16 protein-coding genes are annotated in these 15,172 nt (G+C 71.5%); 12 read left to right on the top strand and 4 right to left on the bottom strand.

All coding sequences use genetic code 11. The features are described 5' to 3' along the window. Positions 1-29: 29 nt before the first annotated feature. Complete coding sequence (locus GKQ77_RS14555) at positions 30-770, bottom strand: 3-oxoacyl-ACP reductase family protein (protein ID WP_219689162.1); 741 nt, start codon at positions 768-770, stop codon at positions 30-32. Between the two features lie 258 nt (positions 771-1,028). Between GKQ77_RS14555 and GKQ77_RS14550 the strand changes: the two genes are divergently transcribed. Further along, entirely contained in the window at positions 1,029-1,637 is a 609-nt protein-coding gene (locus tag GKQ77_RS14550) for a dihydrofolate reductase family protein (protein WP_219689161.1), read from the top strand. 51 nt (positions 1,638-1,688) lie between these two features. Here GKQ77_RS14550 and GKQ77_RS14545 read toward each other — a convergent pair whose 3' ends face one another. Beyond that, a complete protein-coding gene (locus GKQ77_RS14545) occupies positions 1,689-1,895 on the bottom strand; it encodes a hypothetical protein (RefSeq protein WP_219689160.1) in 207 nt (68 codons plus the stop codon). A gap of 158 nt (positions 1,896-2,053) precedes the next feature. Here GKQ77_RS14545 and GKQ77_RS14540 point away from each other — a divergent pair, with 158 nt between their 5' ends. From GKQ77_RS14540 to GKQ77_RS14530, 3 genes are all read left to right on the top strand, one after another. Further along, complete coding sequence (locus GKQ77_RS14540; protein ID WP_219689158.1) at positions 2,054-3,385, top strand: sensor histidine kinase; 1,332 nt, start codon at positions 2,054-2,056, stop codon at positions 3,383-3,385. Next, positions 3,382-4,053: a response regulator gene (locus tag GKQ77_RS14535; protein WP_219689157.1), complete on the top strand. Its 672-nt coding sequence runs from the start codon at positions 3,382-3,384 to the stop codon at positions 4,051-4,053. The genes GKQ77_RS14540 and GKQ77_RS14535 overlap by 4 nt, the downstream gene beginning before the upstream one ends. A gap of 107 nt (positions 4,054-4,160) precedes the next feature. After that, complete coding sequence (locus GKQ77_RS14530; protein ID WP_219689156.1) at positions 4,161-4,616, top strand: PaaI family thioesterase; 456 nt, start codon at positions 4,161-4,163, stop codon at positions 4,614-4,616. Between the two features lie 47 nt (positions 4,617-4,663). On the opposite strand, the gene GKQ77_RS14525 is transcribed toward GKQ77_RS14530, so the two are convergent. Further along, positions 4,664-5,668, bottom strand: a complete 1,005-nt coding sequence (locus GKQ77_RS14525) for a Gfo/Idh/MocA family protein (protein WP_219689155.1) — start codon at positions 5,666-5,668, stop codon at positions 4,664-4,666. A gap of 168 nt (positions 5,669-5,836) precedes the next feature. Between GKQ77_RS14525 and GKQ77_RS14520 the strand changes: the two genes are divergently transcribed. The 8 genes from GKQ77_RS14520 to GKQ77_RS14485 all read left to right on the top strand — a co-directional run bounded on the left by GKQ77_RS14520 (position 5,837) and on the right by GKQ77_RS14485 (position 14,143). Beyond that, positions 5,837-6,628 (top strand): GntR family transcriptional regulator, encoded by a 792-nt coding sequence (locus GKQ77_RS14520; RefSeq protein ID WP_372459878.1) that lies wholly within the window; start codon positions 5,837-5,839, stop codon positions 6,626-6,628. 115 nt (positions 6,629-6,743) lie between these two features. Beyond that, positions 6,744-7,733, top strand: a complete 990-nt coding sequence (locus GKQ77_RS14515) for a sugar ABC transporter substrate-binding protein (RefSeq protein ID WP_219689154.1) — start codon at positions 6,744-6,746, stop codon at positions 7,731-7,733. A gap of 95 nt (positions 7,734-7,828) precedes the next feature. Then, the gene (locus tag GKQ77_RS14510) at positions 7,829-8,842 is read left to right on the top strand and encodes a sugar ABC transporter substrate-binding protein (RefSeq protein ID WP_443728921.1); all 1,014 of its coding nucleotides are present in this window, start codon (positions 7,829-7,831) and stop codon (positions 8,840-8,842) included. Then, a complete protein-coding gene (locus GKQ77_RS14505; RefSeq protein ID WP_219689151.1) occupies positions 8,839-9,894 on the top strand; it encodes an ABC transporter permease in 1,056 nt (351 codons plus the stop codon). The genes GKQ77_RS14510 and GKQ77_RS14505 overlap by 4 nt, the downstream gene beginning before the upstream one ends. Continuing rightward, entirely contained in the window at positions 9,891-10,700 is an 810-nt protein-coding gene (locus GKQ77_RS14500) for an ATP-binding cassette domain-containing protein (RefSeq protein WP_219689150.1), read from the top strand. The genes GKQ77_RS14505 and GKQ77_RS14500 overlap by 4 nt, the downstream gene beginning before the upstream one ends. 87 nt (positions 10,701-10,787) lie before the next feature. Beyond that, complete coding sequence (locus GKQ77_RS14495; RefSeq protein WP_125516047.1) at positions 10,788-11,945, top strand: ROK family glucokinase; 1,158 nt, start codon at positions 10,788-10,790, stop codon at positions 11,943-11,945. Beyond that, positions 11,946-12,545: a sugar kinase gene (locus tag GKQ77_RS14490; RefSeq protein ID WP_219689149.1), complete on the top strand. Its 600-nt coding sequence runs from the start codon at positions 11,946-11,948 to the stop codon at positions 12,543-12,545. Beyond that, on the top strand, positions 12,542-14,143 hold the full coding sequence (locus GKQ77_RS14485; RefSeq protein WP_308117668.1) for a hypothetical protein: 1,602 nt from the start codon (positions 12,542-12,544) through the stop codon (positions 14,141-14,143). The genes GKQ77_RS14490 and GKQ77_RS14485 overlap by 4 nt, the downstream gene beginning before the upstream one ends. A gap of 82 nt (positions 14,144-14,225) precedes the next feature. Here GKQ77_RS14485 and GKQ77_RS14480 read toward each other — a convergent pair whose 3' ends face one another. Beyond that, positions 14,226-15,128 (bottom strand): ornithine cyclodeaminase family protein, encoded by a 903-nt coding sequence (locus GKQ77_RS14480; RefSeq protein WP_219689163.1) that lies wholly within the window; start codon positions 15,126-15,128, stop codon positions 14,226-14,228. Between the last annotated feature and the right edge of the window lie 44 nt (positions 15,129-15,172).

The raw sequence follows: 15,172 nt of genomic DNA, 5'->3' as shown, positions 1-15,172 counted from the left end.
TGCTCCCCTCGTCCCCTGCCCCCTCGCTCTTACGCCGCGTGCCCGCCGTCGACCGACAGCTCGGTCCCGGTGATGTACGCGGCGTCGTCCCCGGCGAGATAACCGACGAGGGACGCCACCTCGTCGGCGGAACCGAAGCGGCCGAGCGCCGTCAACGCGCGCTGCCCGTCCGCGTGGGGACCGCCCGCCGGGTTCATGTCGGTGTCGACCGGGCCCGGCTGCACCAGGTTCGCCGTGATCCGGCGCTCGCCCAGCTCCCGCGCCAGCGCCTTGTTGAGGCCGATCAGCGCGGCCTTGCTGGTCGCGTAGAGCGTGCCGCCGGGGCCCGGGACGCGCTGGGCGATGCAGCTGCCGATGGTGATGATCCGCCCGCCGTCGCGGAGCCGTCCGGCCGCCGTCTGAGAGGCCAGGAAGACCCCTCGTACGTTGATGGCGAGGACGCGGTCGACATCGGCGAGCGTCAGATCGCCGACGGGGCCGAGTACGCCGATGCCCGCGTTGTTCACCAGGATGTCCAGGTGGCCGAGGTCGTCGGCCGCGCGGTCCACGGCGCCCGCCGCGTCCCCCGGATGGGCCGCGTCCGCCCGGATGGCGAAGCCGCGCCGCCCCATGGCCTCGATCTTCGTGACGACCTCGTGGGCAGCGGCCTCGCTGTGTACGTACGTGATCGCCACGTCGGCGCCCTCCTGAGCGAGGCGCAGCGCGATCGCCGCGCCCATGCCGCGGCTGCCGCCGGTGACCAGGGCGGTCCTGCCGTTGAGAGAAGACATGTCCATACCTCTTCCGCGTGGTGAAGCGCTGTGCGCCCGTTAAGTGCTTGCGGATTCAATGAAAGGCGTTCGCGCGGCTGGAGGCTGGCGGTAAACGGACGCGGCTGTCGGGTCCTCGGGGGAAGCGGGGGGCTCTCCGGCGGCGATGACTTCCGCCGGGTGGCACGGTCTTAGTAGACGAAGTGGCACGGTCTCAGTGGATGCAATGGCACGGTCTGAGCAGATGACAGGACAGCGGCCCGACGAGAGGCGTTCGCCATGAAGATCACATTCACCCAGTTCCTCACCCTCGACGGGGTCTTCCAGGCCCCGGGCGGCCCGGACGAGGACCGCAGCGGAGGCTTCGAACACGGCGGCTGGTCGGTGCCCTACGGCGACGCGGACTTCGGCGCGTTCATCGACGAGGTCTTCGAACAGGCCGACGCGTTCCTGCTCGGGCGCGGCACGTACGAGATCTTCGCCGGGTACTGGCCCGCGGTGACCGAGCCCGACAACTCGGTCGCGACCAGACTCAACGCCCTGCCGAAGTACGTCGCGAGCACCACCCTGACCAGCGCCGACTGGCGCAACACCCAGATCATCGGCCGCGACGACCTGATCAAGGACATCACCGAGCTGAAGGAGCGGCCCGGGCGCGAACTGCAGATGCACGGCAGCGGCAACCTCGCGCGGACCCTCCTGGCACACGACCTGATCGACGCGCTGCACCTGCTGACGTTCCCCGTCGCCCTCGGCACCGGCAAGCGGCTCTTCGCGGAGGGCTGCCAGCCCACGGCCTTCCGGCTCGCGCAGTCGCGTACGACGTCCACGGGCGTCGTCATCAGTACGTACGAGCGTGCGGGGCGGCCGGAGTACGGCAGTTACTAGCGAGGCCGGCCCTCCTCCGTTAGCGAGGCCGGCCCTCCTCCATCGGCGAGGTCAGCCCTCCTTCCGGCTCTCCGCGACGGCGAACAGCGCGATCGCCAGCACGATCAGCGCGATGCTCACGTACAGCTCATAGCTCTCCAGGAGGCCGAAGCGCCGCAGCAGGCCCCAGCCGTACCGCTCGTCGGTGAGGTCGTGGACCACGCCGCCGGCGCCCTGGACCAGCGAGAGGAAACCGAACAATTCCAGTAGCCGTTTCATGACGAAGATCCTCGCCGCGCGGCTGCTGAGCGCACATCCGCCGCGGGGCGAGGATCCGTTCCGCGTGCGGTCCGAAAGTCTGCGGCCCGAGCGACTTTGGTCGACGATCGCGTACGGAGACCGCCTCGGGTCCCGGTCCGTGCGTAGATTTGTCGACCATGAGCGGTACCGAACCCACGGGGCGTCCCGAGCCTCCTGAGCCCCCCGAGCCCCAGGCAGTGCCCGGGCTCCTGGCGAGGAGCCCTTGGACGCTGCCCTCCGCCATCGCCCAGGAGTTCGACCCGGACAGGTCCGAGCGGTCGGGGCGGTGGGGACGGACAGGACGGACGGGACGCGGGCCGCGACGCAGGCCGCGGCGGACCGTGCGCGACTGGATCGCCGACTTCGGCTGCTTCGTCGCGGCCGTCCTCATCGGGGTGATCGGCGCCGACTCGGTCGACGCCAACCCGCACATCTCCCAGGGCCTCGCGGAGTTCGACCAGGTCCTGGGGGCGCTCGCCTGCGCAGCGGTCTGGCTGCGCAGACGCTGGCCGGTGGGGCTCGCCCTTGCGATGGTGCCGGTCGGCATGGCCTCCGACACGGCGGGCGGCGCGGCGGCCGTCGCCCTCTTCACCGTCGCCGTGCACCGGCCCTTCCGGTACGTCGCGTGGATCGGCGGCGCCTCGATCGCGGTCGTCCCCTTCGCGTACTGGATGCGGCCCGACGCCGACCTGTCGTACGGCGTGTCCGTGGCCTTCGCCGCGCTGTTCACCGTGGCGGTCGTCGGCTGGGGCATGTTCGTGCGCTCCCGCCGCGAGCTGCTGCTCAGCCTGCGCGAGCGCGCGATCCGCGCCGAGAACGAGGCCGCCCTCCGCGCCGAACAGGCCCAGCGGCTCGCCCGCGAGGCCATCGCCCGCGAGATGCACGACGTCCTCGCCCACCGGCTCACCCTGCTCAGCGTCCACGCGGGCGCCCTGGAGTTCCGCCCCGACGCGCCCCGCGCCGAGATCGCCCGCGCGGCGGGCGTCATCCGGGAGAGCGCCCATGAGGCGCTGCAGGACCTGCGCCAGGTGATCGGCGTCCTGCGCGACGGCGACACGGACGCTCCCGGCCGCCCACAGCCCACCCTCGCCGCCCTGGACGCCCTGGTCGCCGAGTCCCGCGAGGCGGGCATGAAGGTCGTCCTCGACAGCCGCGTCCCGGACCCCGCGACCGTGCCCGCCGCCCTCGGCCGCACCGCCTACCGCATCGCGCAAGAAGCCCTGACCAACGCCCGCAAGCACGCCCCCGGCGCCGAGGTCACCGTCACCGTCACGGGCGCACCGGGCGACGGCCTGACCATCGCCGTACACCACCCCGCCCCGCCCGGCGACGTTCCGAAGGTGCCGGGCTCCGGACAGGGCCTGATCGGACTCACCGAACGCGCCCAGCTCGCGGGCGGCCGCCTCGCCCACGGGCCCCGCCCCGACGGCGGATTCCACCTGGAGGCCTGGCTACCGTGGGCGTCATGAAACCGATCAGGCTGATGCTCGTCGACGACGACCCGCTGGTGCGCGCCGGGCTCTCCTTCATGCTCGGCGGCGCGGACGACATCGAGATCGTCGGAGAGGCGGCCGACGGCACCGAGGTCGCCCCGCTGATCGGTGAAGTGCGCCCCGACGTCGTACTGATGGACATCCGCATGCCCGCCATGGACGGCCTCGCCGCCACGGAAGCCCTGCGCAAGCGCCCCGGCGCGCCCGAGGTCATCGTCCTGACCACCTTCCACGCCGACGAACAGGTCCTGCGCGCCCTGCGGGCGGGCGCCGCCGGGTTCGTCCTGAAGGACACGGCGCCCGCGGAGATCGTCGCGGCGGTCCGCGCGGTCGCGGCGGGTGACCCCGTCCTCTCCCCGGCGGTGGCCCGCCAGCTGATCACGCGGGTGACGGGCGCCGACCCCCAACTGGACCGCAGGCGCCGCGCGCTGGCCCGGCTCGACACGCTCGGCGAGCGCGAACGGGAGGTCGCCGTGGCGGTGGGCAGGGGCGGTTCGAACGCGGACATCGCGGCGCAGCTCTTCCTCAGCGTGGCCACGGTGAAGGCCCATGTCTCCCGCATCCTGACGAAGCTGGACCTCAACAACCGTGTGCAGATCGCGCTGTTGGCGCATGACGCGGGGCTGCTCGACCAGGACGCCTGAGGGGCGCCGCCGACTATCGGCTCCGCCCATCACCGGCTCCGCCGAGTTCGTCCTCAATCGCCGGACGGGCTCTCTATCTCCTGCCGCGCGGTGATAGTAGTGGGGGCATGACCGCGCCTGAGCCTGTACCCGACCCCGTACCTGACCCCATCGACCTCGTCATGGCCCAGAAGGTGCTGGACGGACAGCCGTTCAGCAGGCTCGTACGGGCGCGCATCACGCGGTTCGGGGAGGGCGCGGCCACGCTGGAGATCGAGGCCCGCGAGGAACTCCAGCAGCAGAACGGCTTCCTGCACGGCGGCGTCCTCGCCTACGCCGCCGACAACAGCATCACGTTCGCCGCGGGCACCACGCTCGGGCCCGCCGTGCTGACGTCCGGGTTCTCCATCCAGTACGTCCGCCCGGCGACCGGCGCCAAGCTCGTCGCCCACGCCGTCGTGGCGCACACCGGACGGCGCCAGGCGGTGGTCCGCTGCGAGTTGTTCAGCGTCGCCGAGGGCGAAGGTGAGGGCTCCGGGGTGCTGTGCGCCATCGCGCAGGGGACCGTGCTCTCCACGGGCTGACCGGAGGGGCCTGACGCCCCGTCGGCTCGGCCGGGCGGGGGAGGGGCTCAGCCCGCCGTGATCTCGCTCATCCGCACCAACCGCCGCTCGCGCCGCGACAGTTCACACGCCTCCGCGATCCGCAGCGCGTGCAGCGCCTCGCGGCCGTCGCAGGGGTTCGCCCTCTCCCCGCGTACGACCTCGACGAAGGCCGCTAGCTCCGCCTCGTACGCGGAGGCGAAGCGCTCGAGGAACCCGGGCCAGGGCTTGACGGGCGCGGCGGGGCCCGCCGGTTCCGCGGAGGTGAGGGGCGTACGGTCGTCCAGGCCGACCGCCAACTGGTCGAGTTCCCCGGCCAGTTCCATGCGTACGTCGTAGCCCGCGCCGTTGCAGCGGGTCGCGGTCGCCGTGGCGAGCGTGCCGTCGTCGAGGGTGAGGAGCACCGCCGCCGTATCGACGTCGCCCGCCTCGCGGAACATCGCGGGGCCCATGTCGGACCCGGTCGCGTACACCTCGGTGACCTCGCGGCCCGTCACCCAGCGCAGTATGTCGAAGTCGTGCACCAGGCAGTCGCGGTAGAGCCCGCCGGACAGCGGCAGATACGCGGCCGGGGGCGGCGCCGGATCCGAGGTGATCGCCCGCACGGTGTGCAGCCGGCCGAGCCGGCCCGACCGCACCGCCTCGCGCGCCGCCGTGTACCCCGCGTCGAAGCGCCGCTGGAAGCCGAGCTGCAGCGCCGTGCCCGCGGCCTCCACCTCGGCGAGCGCCGCCAACGTGCCCGGCAGATCCAGCGCGATGGGCTTCTCGCAGAACACCGGAAGCCCCGCACGCGCCGCCCTGCCGATCAGCTCGGCGTGCGCCGAGGTCGCCGCCGTGATCACCACGGCGTCCACGCCGATGGTGAAGACGTCGTCCACCGAGGGCGCGGGCACCGCCCCGGTCCTCGCCGCGAGGGCGGCGGCCCGCACGGGATCCGCGTCGGCGACGACGAGCGAGGTCACCTCGGGGTGACGGCTCAGGGCCGCGGAGTGAAATGTGCCGATACGGCCCGTTCCGATCAGTCCGATGCGCATGGACCCAGCCTCGCCATGCCCGCCCCGCCCTGTCAATCCTTTGTCAGGACAATTGAACCGCCGGACAACCCGACTGACCGGACAACCCGACTGACCGGACAAACCATCTGTCCGGACATCCGGACTTCAGAACTTCCCGTCATCATCCACCGGGACTACGCTCGGCCCGTGTCCAAACCAGTCGCCAAACCAGCTCAGGACAAGCGGGTCGACGACCCCACCCTGACCCTCGGCCTCGGCGTCGACCGCAGCAGCCCGGTCCCGCTCTACTTCCAGCTGGCCCAGCAGCTCGAAGCGGCGATCGAGCGCGGCGCCCTGACCCCGGGCAGCCTCCTCGGCAACGAGATCGAGCTGGCCGGACGGCTCGGCCTGTCCCGGCCCACCGTCCGCCAGGCCATCCAGTCCCTCGTCGACAAGGGCCTGCTCGTACGGCGCAGAGGCGTCGGTACGCAGGTCGTGCACAGCCAGGTCAAGCGCCCCCTGGAGCTGAGCAGCCTCTACGACGACCTGGAGGCGGCGGGCCAGCGCCCTCAGACCCGCGTCCTGCGCAACGCCCTGGAGCCCGCGTCCGCCGAGGTGGCGGCCGCGCTCGGTGTCGGCGAGGGCGACGAGGTGCACCGCGTGGAGCGGCTGCGGCTGGCCCACGGCGAGCCCATGGCGTATCTGACCAACCACCTCCCGACGGGCCTCCTCGACCTCGACACCGAGCGCCTTGAGGCCACGGGCCTCTACCGCCTGATGCGCGCGGCGAGCCTGACCCTGCACAGCGCCCGCCAGTCCGTCGGCGCCCGCGCCGCCACCGCCGAGGAGGCCGAGCGCCTCGCGGAGCCGACGGGTGCCCCGCTGCTCACCATGCGGCGCACGACGTACGACGACACGGGGCGGGCGGTCGAGTTCGGCGCGCACGTCTACCGGGCCTCGCGGTACTCGTTCGAGTTCCAGCTCCTCGTACGGCCGTAGGCGCCGGCTGACCAGCGCTCGTAAGAATGTTCTGACAAACCCATTGACGCTGCCACGCGCCCGCCGCTAGAACTCCCCCAGCCGCACTCGGGCGGCCGGGAGAAGAGGTGGTCCCATGCGTACAGCACGCACGGCCGCGGCCCTCGTCGCGGCGATCGCGCTCGCGGGGTGCAGCGGTTCCGGCGGCAAGGACGGCGAGGACACGTCGGGGGACGGCTCGGGCGGCGGCAAGGGAGTGAACACGCCCCGCCTCAAGATCGCCATGGTCACGCACTCGGGCGAGGGCGACACCTTCTGGGACATCGTGCAGAGCGGCGCCAAGCAGGCCGCCCGCAAGGACAACGTCGAGTTCCTCTACGCCAACGACAAAGAAGGCAAGGGACAGGCCGAGCTCGTCCAGTCGTTCGTCGACAAGAAGGTCGACGGGATCGTCGTGACCCTGGCCAAGCCCGAGGCGATGAAGTCCGTCCTCGCCAAGGCGGAGGCCGCCGGGATACCGGTCGTCACCATTAACTCCGGGGCCGAGCACTCCGCGGAGTCCGGCGCGCTCGGCCATATCGGCCAGGACGAGTCGGTGGCCGGTGAGGCGGTGGGCGAGGAGCTGAACGAGCGCGGCAGGAAGAAGGCGCTCTGCGTCATCCACGAACAGGGCAACGTCTCCCTCGAACAGCGCTGCGCCGGCGTCAAGAAGACCTTCGACGGCACGGTCGAGAACCTGAACGTCGAGGGCACCAACGCGCCCGGAGCCCAGTCCTCCATCAGCGCGAAGCTCCAGGCCACCAAGGGCATCGACGCCGTCGTGACGCTCGGCGCGCCGATCGCGGCCCTCTCCGTCAAGGCGAAGGAGGACGCGGGCGGCGAGGCGGAGGTCGCGACCTTCGACCTGAACGCCGAGGTCGTCAAGCGCCTCAAGGCCGAGGAGATCGGCTTCGCCGTCGACCAGCAGCCCTACCTCCAGGGCTACCTCGCCGTCGACCAGCTGTGGCTCCACAAGACCAACGCCAACGTCCTCGGCGGCGGCAAACCCGTCCTGACCGGCCCCGCGATCGTCACCGAGAAGGACGTGCCGAAGCTGGAGAAGTACACCGCCCGCGGTACCCGATGACCGCACGCGTGAACCGCGTGGTCGATACTTGGGCGGCCGGGGCCGGGGATCCGGACCGGCCGCACCGAGGAGCAGAACAAGAAGGGCACGGCGTCGTGGCAAGGGTTCAGACAGGGGTACGCGCGGTGGGCGCCGTACTGGTTGCGGTGCTCGGCGCGTCTTTGGCGGGATGCAGCAGCACGGGCGGCAAGCGCGCCGAGGACGCCCGCAAGGCGGCGGCCGCCGGGGGCAGGGCGGCGGTGGACACACCGCGCTGGACCTTCGGCATGGTGACCCACTCGGGCGACGGCGACACGTTCTGGGACATCGTCCAGAGCGGCGCCAAGCAGGCCGCCGTCAAGGACAACATCAAGTTCCTGTACGCCCATGACGACGAGGCCCAGCAGCAGGCCCAGCTCGTGGACTCCTACATCGACAAGAAGGTCGACGGGATCATCGTCACGCTGGCCAAGCCCGACGCGATGAAGGGCGCCCTGGCCCGCGCCGAGAAGGCGGGCATCCCAGTGATCACGGTGAACTCCGGCTCCGCGGAGTCCAAGCAGTTCGGCGCGCTCACCCACGTGGGCCAGGACGAGACGATCGCGGGCGAGGCCGTCGGCGAGGAGCTGAACAAGCGCGGCAAGAAGAAGGCGCTGTGCATCCTGCACGAGCAGGGCAACGTCGGCCACGAGCAGCGCTGCGAGGGCGCCAAGAAGACCTTCGACGGCAGGATGCAGAACCTGTACGTGACCGGCACCAACATGCCCGACGTGCAGTCCTCCATCGAGGCCCGGCTCCAGACCGACAAGTCCGTCGACGCGGTCGTCACGCTCGGCGCGCCCTTCGCGGACGCGGCCGTGCAGGCCAAGGAGGGCGCGGGCAGCAAGGCCGAGATCGACACGTTCGACCTGAACGAGAAGGTCGCCGCGGGCCTGAAGTCCGGCTCCCTCGGCTTCGCCGTCGACCAGCAGCCGTACCTCCAGGGCTACCAGGCCGTCGACCTGCTCTGGCTGTACAAGTACAACGCCGACGTGCTCGGCGGCGGCAAGCCCGTCCTGACCGGGCCGCAGATCGTCACCAAGGACCAGGCCGCCGAGCTCGAGGAATACGCGAAGCGAGGGACCCGATGACCGCCACAGCCCCGGCGCCGGCTCCGGACACCAAGGCCGACGAGCGCCTGCTGAAGACATCGCCGCTGAAGAAGCTGCTCGGCCGCCCGGAGCTGGGCTCGGTCGTCGGCGCCGTCGCCGTCTTCGTCTTCTTCGCGGTCGTCGCCGACAGCTTCCTCCAGGCCACCAGCCTCGCCACGGTCCTCTACGCGGCCTCGACGATCGGCATCATGGCGGTGCCGGTGGCGCTGCTGATGATCGGCGGCGAGTTCGACCTGTCGGCGGGCGTCATGGTGACGACGTCCGCGCTGATCTCCTCGATGTTCAGCTACCAGATGACGGCGAACGTCTGGGTCGGCGTCCTCGTCTCGCTGCTCGCCACCCTCGCGGTCGGCGTCTTCAACGGCGTCATGCTGACCCGCACCGACCCGCCGAGCTTCATCATCACGCTCGGTACGTTCCTGATGCTGACCGGCATGAACCTCGGCTTCACCAAGCTGATCAGCGGCACGGTCTCCACCAAGTCGATCGCCGACATGGAGGGCTTCTCCTCCGCCAAGGAGGTCTTCGCCTCGTCGGTCACCATCGGCGGCGTCGACTTCAAGATCACCATCGTCTGGTGGCTCGCCCTGATCGCGGTCGCCACCTGGATCCTGCTGCGTACGCGCGTAGGCAACTGGATCTTCGCGGTGGGCGGCGGCGAGGAGGCGGCCCGCGCGGTCGGCGTCCCGGTCGCCGCGACCAAGATCGGCCTCTATATGGGCGTCGCCTTCGGCGCCTGGATCTCCGGCCAGCACCTTCTCTTCTCGTACGACGTCGTCCAGTCCGGCGAAGGCGTCGGCAACGAACTGATCTACATCATCGCGGCCGTCATCGGCGGCTGTCTGATCACGGGCGGCTACGGCTCCGCGGTCGGCGCGGCCGTGGGCGCGCTGATCTTCGGCATGGTCAGCAAGGGCATCGTGTTCGCCGAGTGGAACCCCGACTGGTTCAAGTTCTTCCTCGGAGTGATGCTGCTCCTGGCCACCTTGCTCAACCACTGGGTCCGCAAGCGCGCGGAGGCGACGAAATGACGGAAGCTACCGACGCGACGCCCCTGACGGAGCGCACGCCGCTCGTCGAGCTGGACGACGTCAGTAAGTACTACGGCAACATCCGCGCCCTCGAAGGGGTCTCCCTGGAGGTGCACGCGGGGGAGATCTCCTGCGTGCTCGGCGACAACGGCGCCGGCAAGTCGACCCTCATCAAGATCATCGCGGGGCTGCACCAGCATGACGCGGGCGGCTTCCGCATCGAGGGCGAGGACGCGCGGCTGGGCTCGCCGCGCGAGGCCCTCGACCGGGGCATCGCCACCGTCTACCAGGACCTCGCCGTGGTCCCGCTGATGCCGGTCTGGCGGAACTTCTTCCTCGGCTCCGAGCCGACGAAGGGCGTCGGCCCTTTCAAGCGCATGGACGTCGACCTCATGCGCGAGACGACGCGGGCGGAGCTGCTGCGCATGGGCATCGACCTGCGCGACGTGGACCAGCCGATCGGCACGCTCTCGGGCGGCGAGCGCCAGTGCGTGGCGATCGCCCGCGCGGTCTACTTCGGCGCGAAGGTCCTGGTCCTCGACGAGCCGACCGCGGCGCTCGGCGTCAAGCAGTCGGGCGTGGTCCTGAAGTACGTGGCCGCCGCGCGGGACGCCGGGCTCGGCGTGGTCCTGATCACCCACAACCCGCACCACGCGTACCTGGTCGGCAACCGCTTCGTCCTCTTGAAGCGCGGCACGATGTCGGGTTCCTACACCCGCGACGAGATCTCCCTCGACGATCTCACCCGTGAGATGGCGGGCGGCAGCGAACTGGACGACCTCCGCCACGAACTGGAACACCGCTAGCAAGCGCCCCTTACGGGGCGCAATAGCGGGCGCCCGCCGGGGTGCCCGTTGTGCGCGCCCCCGCGAGCGTGAGGCAGAATCGCCGCAATGAGCACCTACCGCGACCTCGCACACCGCGGCTCCGCCCGAGCCACCGTCTTGCGAACCGTGGGCACGAGGGAGCGCCGGTCCCACTTGACGGCGCCCCGCGTCCCCACGGTCGGCATCGACATCGGCGGCACGAAGGTGATGGCGGGCGTCGTCGACGCCGACGGCAACATCCTGGAGACGCTCCGCACGGAGACCCCGGACAAGTCCAAGAGCCCCCGTGTCGTCGAGGACACCATCGTCGAGCTGGTCCTGGACCTCTCGGACCGCCACGACGTGCACGCGGTCGGCATCGGCGCGGCCGGCTGGGTCGACGCGGACCGCAACCGTGTCCTGTTCGCCCCGCACCTGTCCTGGCGCAACGAACCGCTCCGCGACCGCATCTCCGGGCGCCTCGCGGTCCCCGTCATGGTCGACAACGACGCGAACACCGCCGCCTGGGCGGAGTGGCGCTTCGGCGCGGGCCGCGGCGAGGACCACCTCGTCATGATCACGCTCGGCACCGGCATCGGCGGCGCGATCCTGGAGGACGGCCAGGTCAAGCGCGGCAAGTTCGGCGTCGCCGGCGAGTTCGGCCATATGCAGGTCGTCCCCGGCGGCCACCGCTGCCCGTGCGGCAACCGAGGCTGCTGGGAGCAGTACAGCTCGGGCAACGCGCTGGTCCGCGAGGCCCGCGAACTGGCCGCCGCCGACTCCCCGGTCGCGTACAACATCATCGAGCGCGTCAAGGGCAACGTCCCCGACATCACGGGCCCCCTCATCACCGAGCTGGCCCGCGAGGGCGACGCGATGTGCGTGGAGCTGCTCCAGGACATCGGCCAGTGGCTCGGCGTCGGCATCGCCAACCTCGCCGCCGCCCTGGACCCGTCCTGCTTCGTGATCGGCGGCGGTGTCAGCGCGGCCGACGACCTCCTGATCGGCCCCGCCCGCGACGCGTTCCGCCGCCACCTCACCGGCCGCGGCTACCGCCCCGAGGCCCGCATCGCCCGCGCCCAGCTCGGCCCCGAGGCGGGCATGGTGGGCGCCGCCGACCTGGCCCGCCTGGTCGCCCGCCGCTTCCGCCGCGCCAACCGCCGCCGCGTCGAGCGCTACGAACGGTACGAGCGCTACGCCGAGGCCCGCCGCACCGACGACCGCACTTCGCAGGGAACCTTGTAGATGACCGTGCCCCGCCAGCCCTCGTCCCCGGATCTGCCCGGCGCCCCCGAGCCGGGCCGCGACGGGGCCAGGACCGAGGACCGCCGCCACATGATCCGCCGCCGCTGGCTGACGGCGACGATCATCGTGCTCCTCATCGGCATCCCCGCCGGCTACCTGGTGATCTCCGCGAACCAGAGCCGCAACAGCGGCCGCGACAAGGAGGACAAGTACTCCGCGACCGGCCTCACCGAGGGCTGGCCCTCCAAGGTGCAGCGCCGCCTGTACGACGTACCGATCCCGCCGTACTCCGCGGAGGTCGCCTACTACGAGACGAACAACTGGCGCACCAGCCGCCTCTACGTCCAGTTCCTCACGAGCAACGAGGGCCTGGCCAAGTTCCTCAAGCGGATCGGCACGACCGAGAGCAAGCTGAAGCCGAAGGACCTGACCATCAGCAAGCGCGACCGGAACGTGGTCGGCTGGGAGTTCACAGGCCCGGGCCCCTGGTCGGGCCTGACCCACGAACAGAAGGACCCGGCGCCGTCCCAGGACGTGGTGGTGGACCGCGCGAATCCGGAGCATCCGATGGTGTACGTGGTGTCGACGACGACGCCGTGACGAGGGAAACCATCGGGGCAACCGACTTCAACCGCCGGGTCCGTCTGCTCGTCGAAGTGCCCGACCACCCCGACGAGTTGGCGCTCGCCGAGGAACTGCTCGTGGCCGAGGGCTGCGTGGTGAGGGCGGCCACCGCCCACGAGGCCGAACGGGTCGGGCAGCGCCGTGCCGGCCTTGTCGTCGAGGTACGGCTGCGCGGCGCCCGGCGCGGGGCGCGCAGGGCCGCGGTGCACCGGGTGGAGCGCCTGGCCGCACGGCGCTCGCTCGCGCTGTGGGTACGGGAATCGACGCTGTGCACGCCACCCCGCGAGCGGCGCACGCGCTACCACGTCCGTCTCGCCCCGCCCATGGAGGGCAGCCCCGTCGCACGGCGAGTGCTGCGCCTGGCGCGGTACTTGAACGGCGCTCACGATCAGCGGGCGGTCTGCCTGCCCGGACCGCCGGACCGTGCCGCCGCCGTCGCCGAGCTGACCGCGAGCCGCTTCGGCGACCGCCTCTTCGACGCGTCCACGGAGGAGGTGCACGGCCCACCCGACCCGTCGCAGCAGCCGGGGGGAGCGCCGCAATTACCACCCGATCCCACGACGGCGAGCGGTTTGCTCGCGTGCTGCCTCAGCGTGGCTGGTCTCTGCGCGGGCGCCTTGGTCTGTTTGACCATCGGCGGTGTGCTGCAACGCCTCGAGACCTCGTGGCGGTGGGCCGCGCTGCCGCTGGTACTCGCTCTTGGCGAGGCCCTCGGCTGGTTAATAGCGCATGGCCGCCTGTCACGCCCGTGTCGGCTCGTTCTGGGTACGGCAATCTCGGCGATGCCGCTCATCGGCGGCTACTGGGCGATGGTGGCGCTGCCGGTGGCAGGTAGCGACGTGTTGTGGGTGACGCTGCTGGGCATGTCGGGCGTTGTGGGTGCCGGCCTGACCGCAGCCGGGGTCTGGTGGGCCCTGGTCCCCTCCTGGTTCAGCAGGAACGCACACTGGCTCCTGCCCGTGGTCGCCGCACCCCTCTTCTTCGTCGTGCCGTGGTTCGGACGCCTGCTGTACACCCTCTACTTGACGACGGGCTTCGGCATACCCGTGGAGGCGGTGCCGGTCACGACGTACTCGATGACGTACGCGGCACTGAAGCCGCTCGGGCTGGCCGCGGGTTTCGCACTCGTCTTCGTGGCCGTCGCCGGATGGGCGCGCCACACTTACTGGGGCCGGGTTCCCGGCGACGGCATTCCGGGTTTCGTCCTTCCCGTGGTTGCGACTCTGTACGTCGTGACAACCCTGCTCGTCGGCCTGATCACGGCCGCTTCGGCCCAGAGCAGCGCAGAGGCCGCCGTCAGGGACGGCCGCAACCCGCCCGGCTACTACGGCCTGCACGGAACCCTCATGTGCGCGAAGCCCCTGACCAAGGACATCGCCGTCTACAACGGCCCGCTCGTCACCGACCGCCCCGTCCTGTCCTACGGGAGCACGGGGGAACGGATCTGGCTCTGGGGCTTCCAGGAGCCGGAGCAGGACGGGACCGGGAGCGAGGGCAAGTGGGCGGCCATGAGCGTCAAGCTGGAGGACGTCGCGCTGACTGCGCCCCACGGCGGCGGGACGCGCTGCGGCTGACCCGCTCGCCGGCCGGCTCAGCCGGGGCATGCCGGATCAGCCGAGATCGGCCCACCCCTCATGGACCACCGAGACCGACCGCTCAGCCGAGTCCGGCCCACCCCTCGTACACGGCAGCCGCCACCCCCAGATCCTCCCAGGCCATCCCCGCGGACTTGAACAGCCGCGGGCGCCCTTCCTCAGGGGTGACCTCACCCCTGACCAGGGCGGCCAGCGTGTGCAGGCGGGTCATGTCGAAGGCGCCTTCGCCCGCCGCGAGCAGCAGGTCGCCGCACTCCCGTGCCGCCACCGCGCGGGACTCCGCGACCACCGTCGCGCGGCCCACGAGAGCGGCGTCGACCTCGCGGACGTCCGGCTCGTGGGAGCCGACCGCGGCGACCGTCGCGTGCCCAGGGAGCAGCGCGCTGTCGAAGAGCGGGGTGCGGGCCGTGGTGCAGCAGCAGACCACGTCCGCGTGGGCCACGTCCTCGGGCGCCGCCGCTGCCGCCGACAGACCCGCAGCGCGGCAGCGGTCGGTGAAGGCCGCGACGCGCTCCGCGTTCCGGCCGACCACGTCGACGTGCTGCAGGGAGGGCCGCACCGCCCGCACCGCCTCCACATGCCCCCACGCCTGCGGCCCTGTCCCGAAGACCAGCAGGCGGCGAACGCCGGGCACGGCCAGATGCCGGACCGCGAGTCCGGACACCGCGGGGGTGCGCAGCGACGTCAGCGCGGTGCCGTCCAAGAGCGCCAGGGGCGAGTGGGTCACCCCGTCCAGGAGGACGTACAAGCCCTGGATACGGGGGAGGCCCCGGCCGGGATTGGCGGGCGTCACCGTGGCGAGCTTCACGCCCGTGTACGACGCGGTGGCCGACGGCATCATGAGCAGCTGCCCACCGGGCACGTCCACGACACCGCGCGCGGGTTCCGCCTCCGGGTCAAGACCCGAGGCGAGGACCGCTTTCAGCGCGTCGATCGCGGCGGACATGGGGAGGAGACGGGCCATGGCGGCGGCGTCGAGGTAGGGCGTGGCGGCGGAGGGGGTCGGGG

Origin of the sequence: Streptomyces anatolicus (assembly GCF_019400875.1) — a bacterium.
In the GTDB taxonomy this organism is placed as follows: domain Bacteria; phylum Actinomycetota; class Actinomycetes; order Streptomycetales; family Streptomycetaceae; genus Streptomyces; species Streptomyces anatolicus.
Note: the sequence above shows the minus strand (reverse complement) of the source record. Positions and strands in the feature narration are given on the sequence as shown.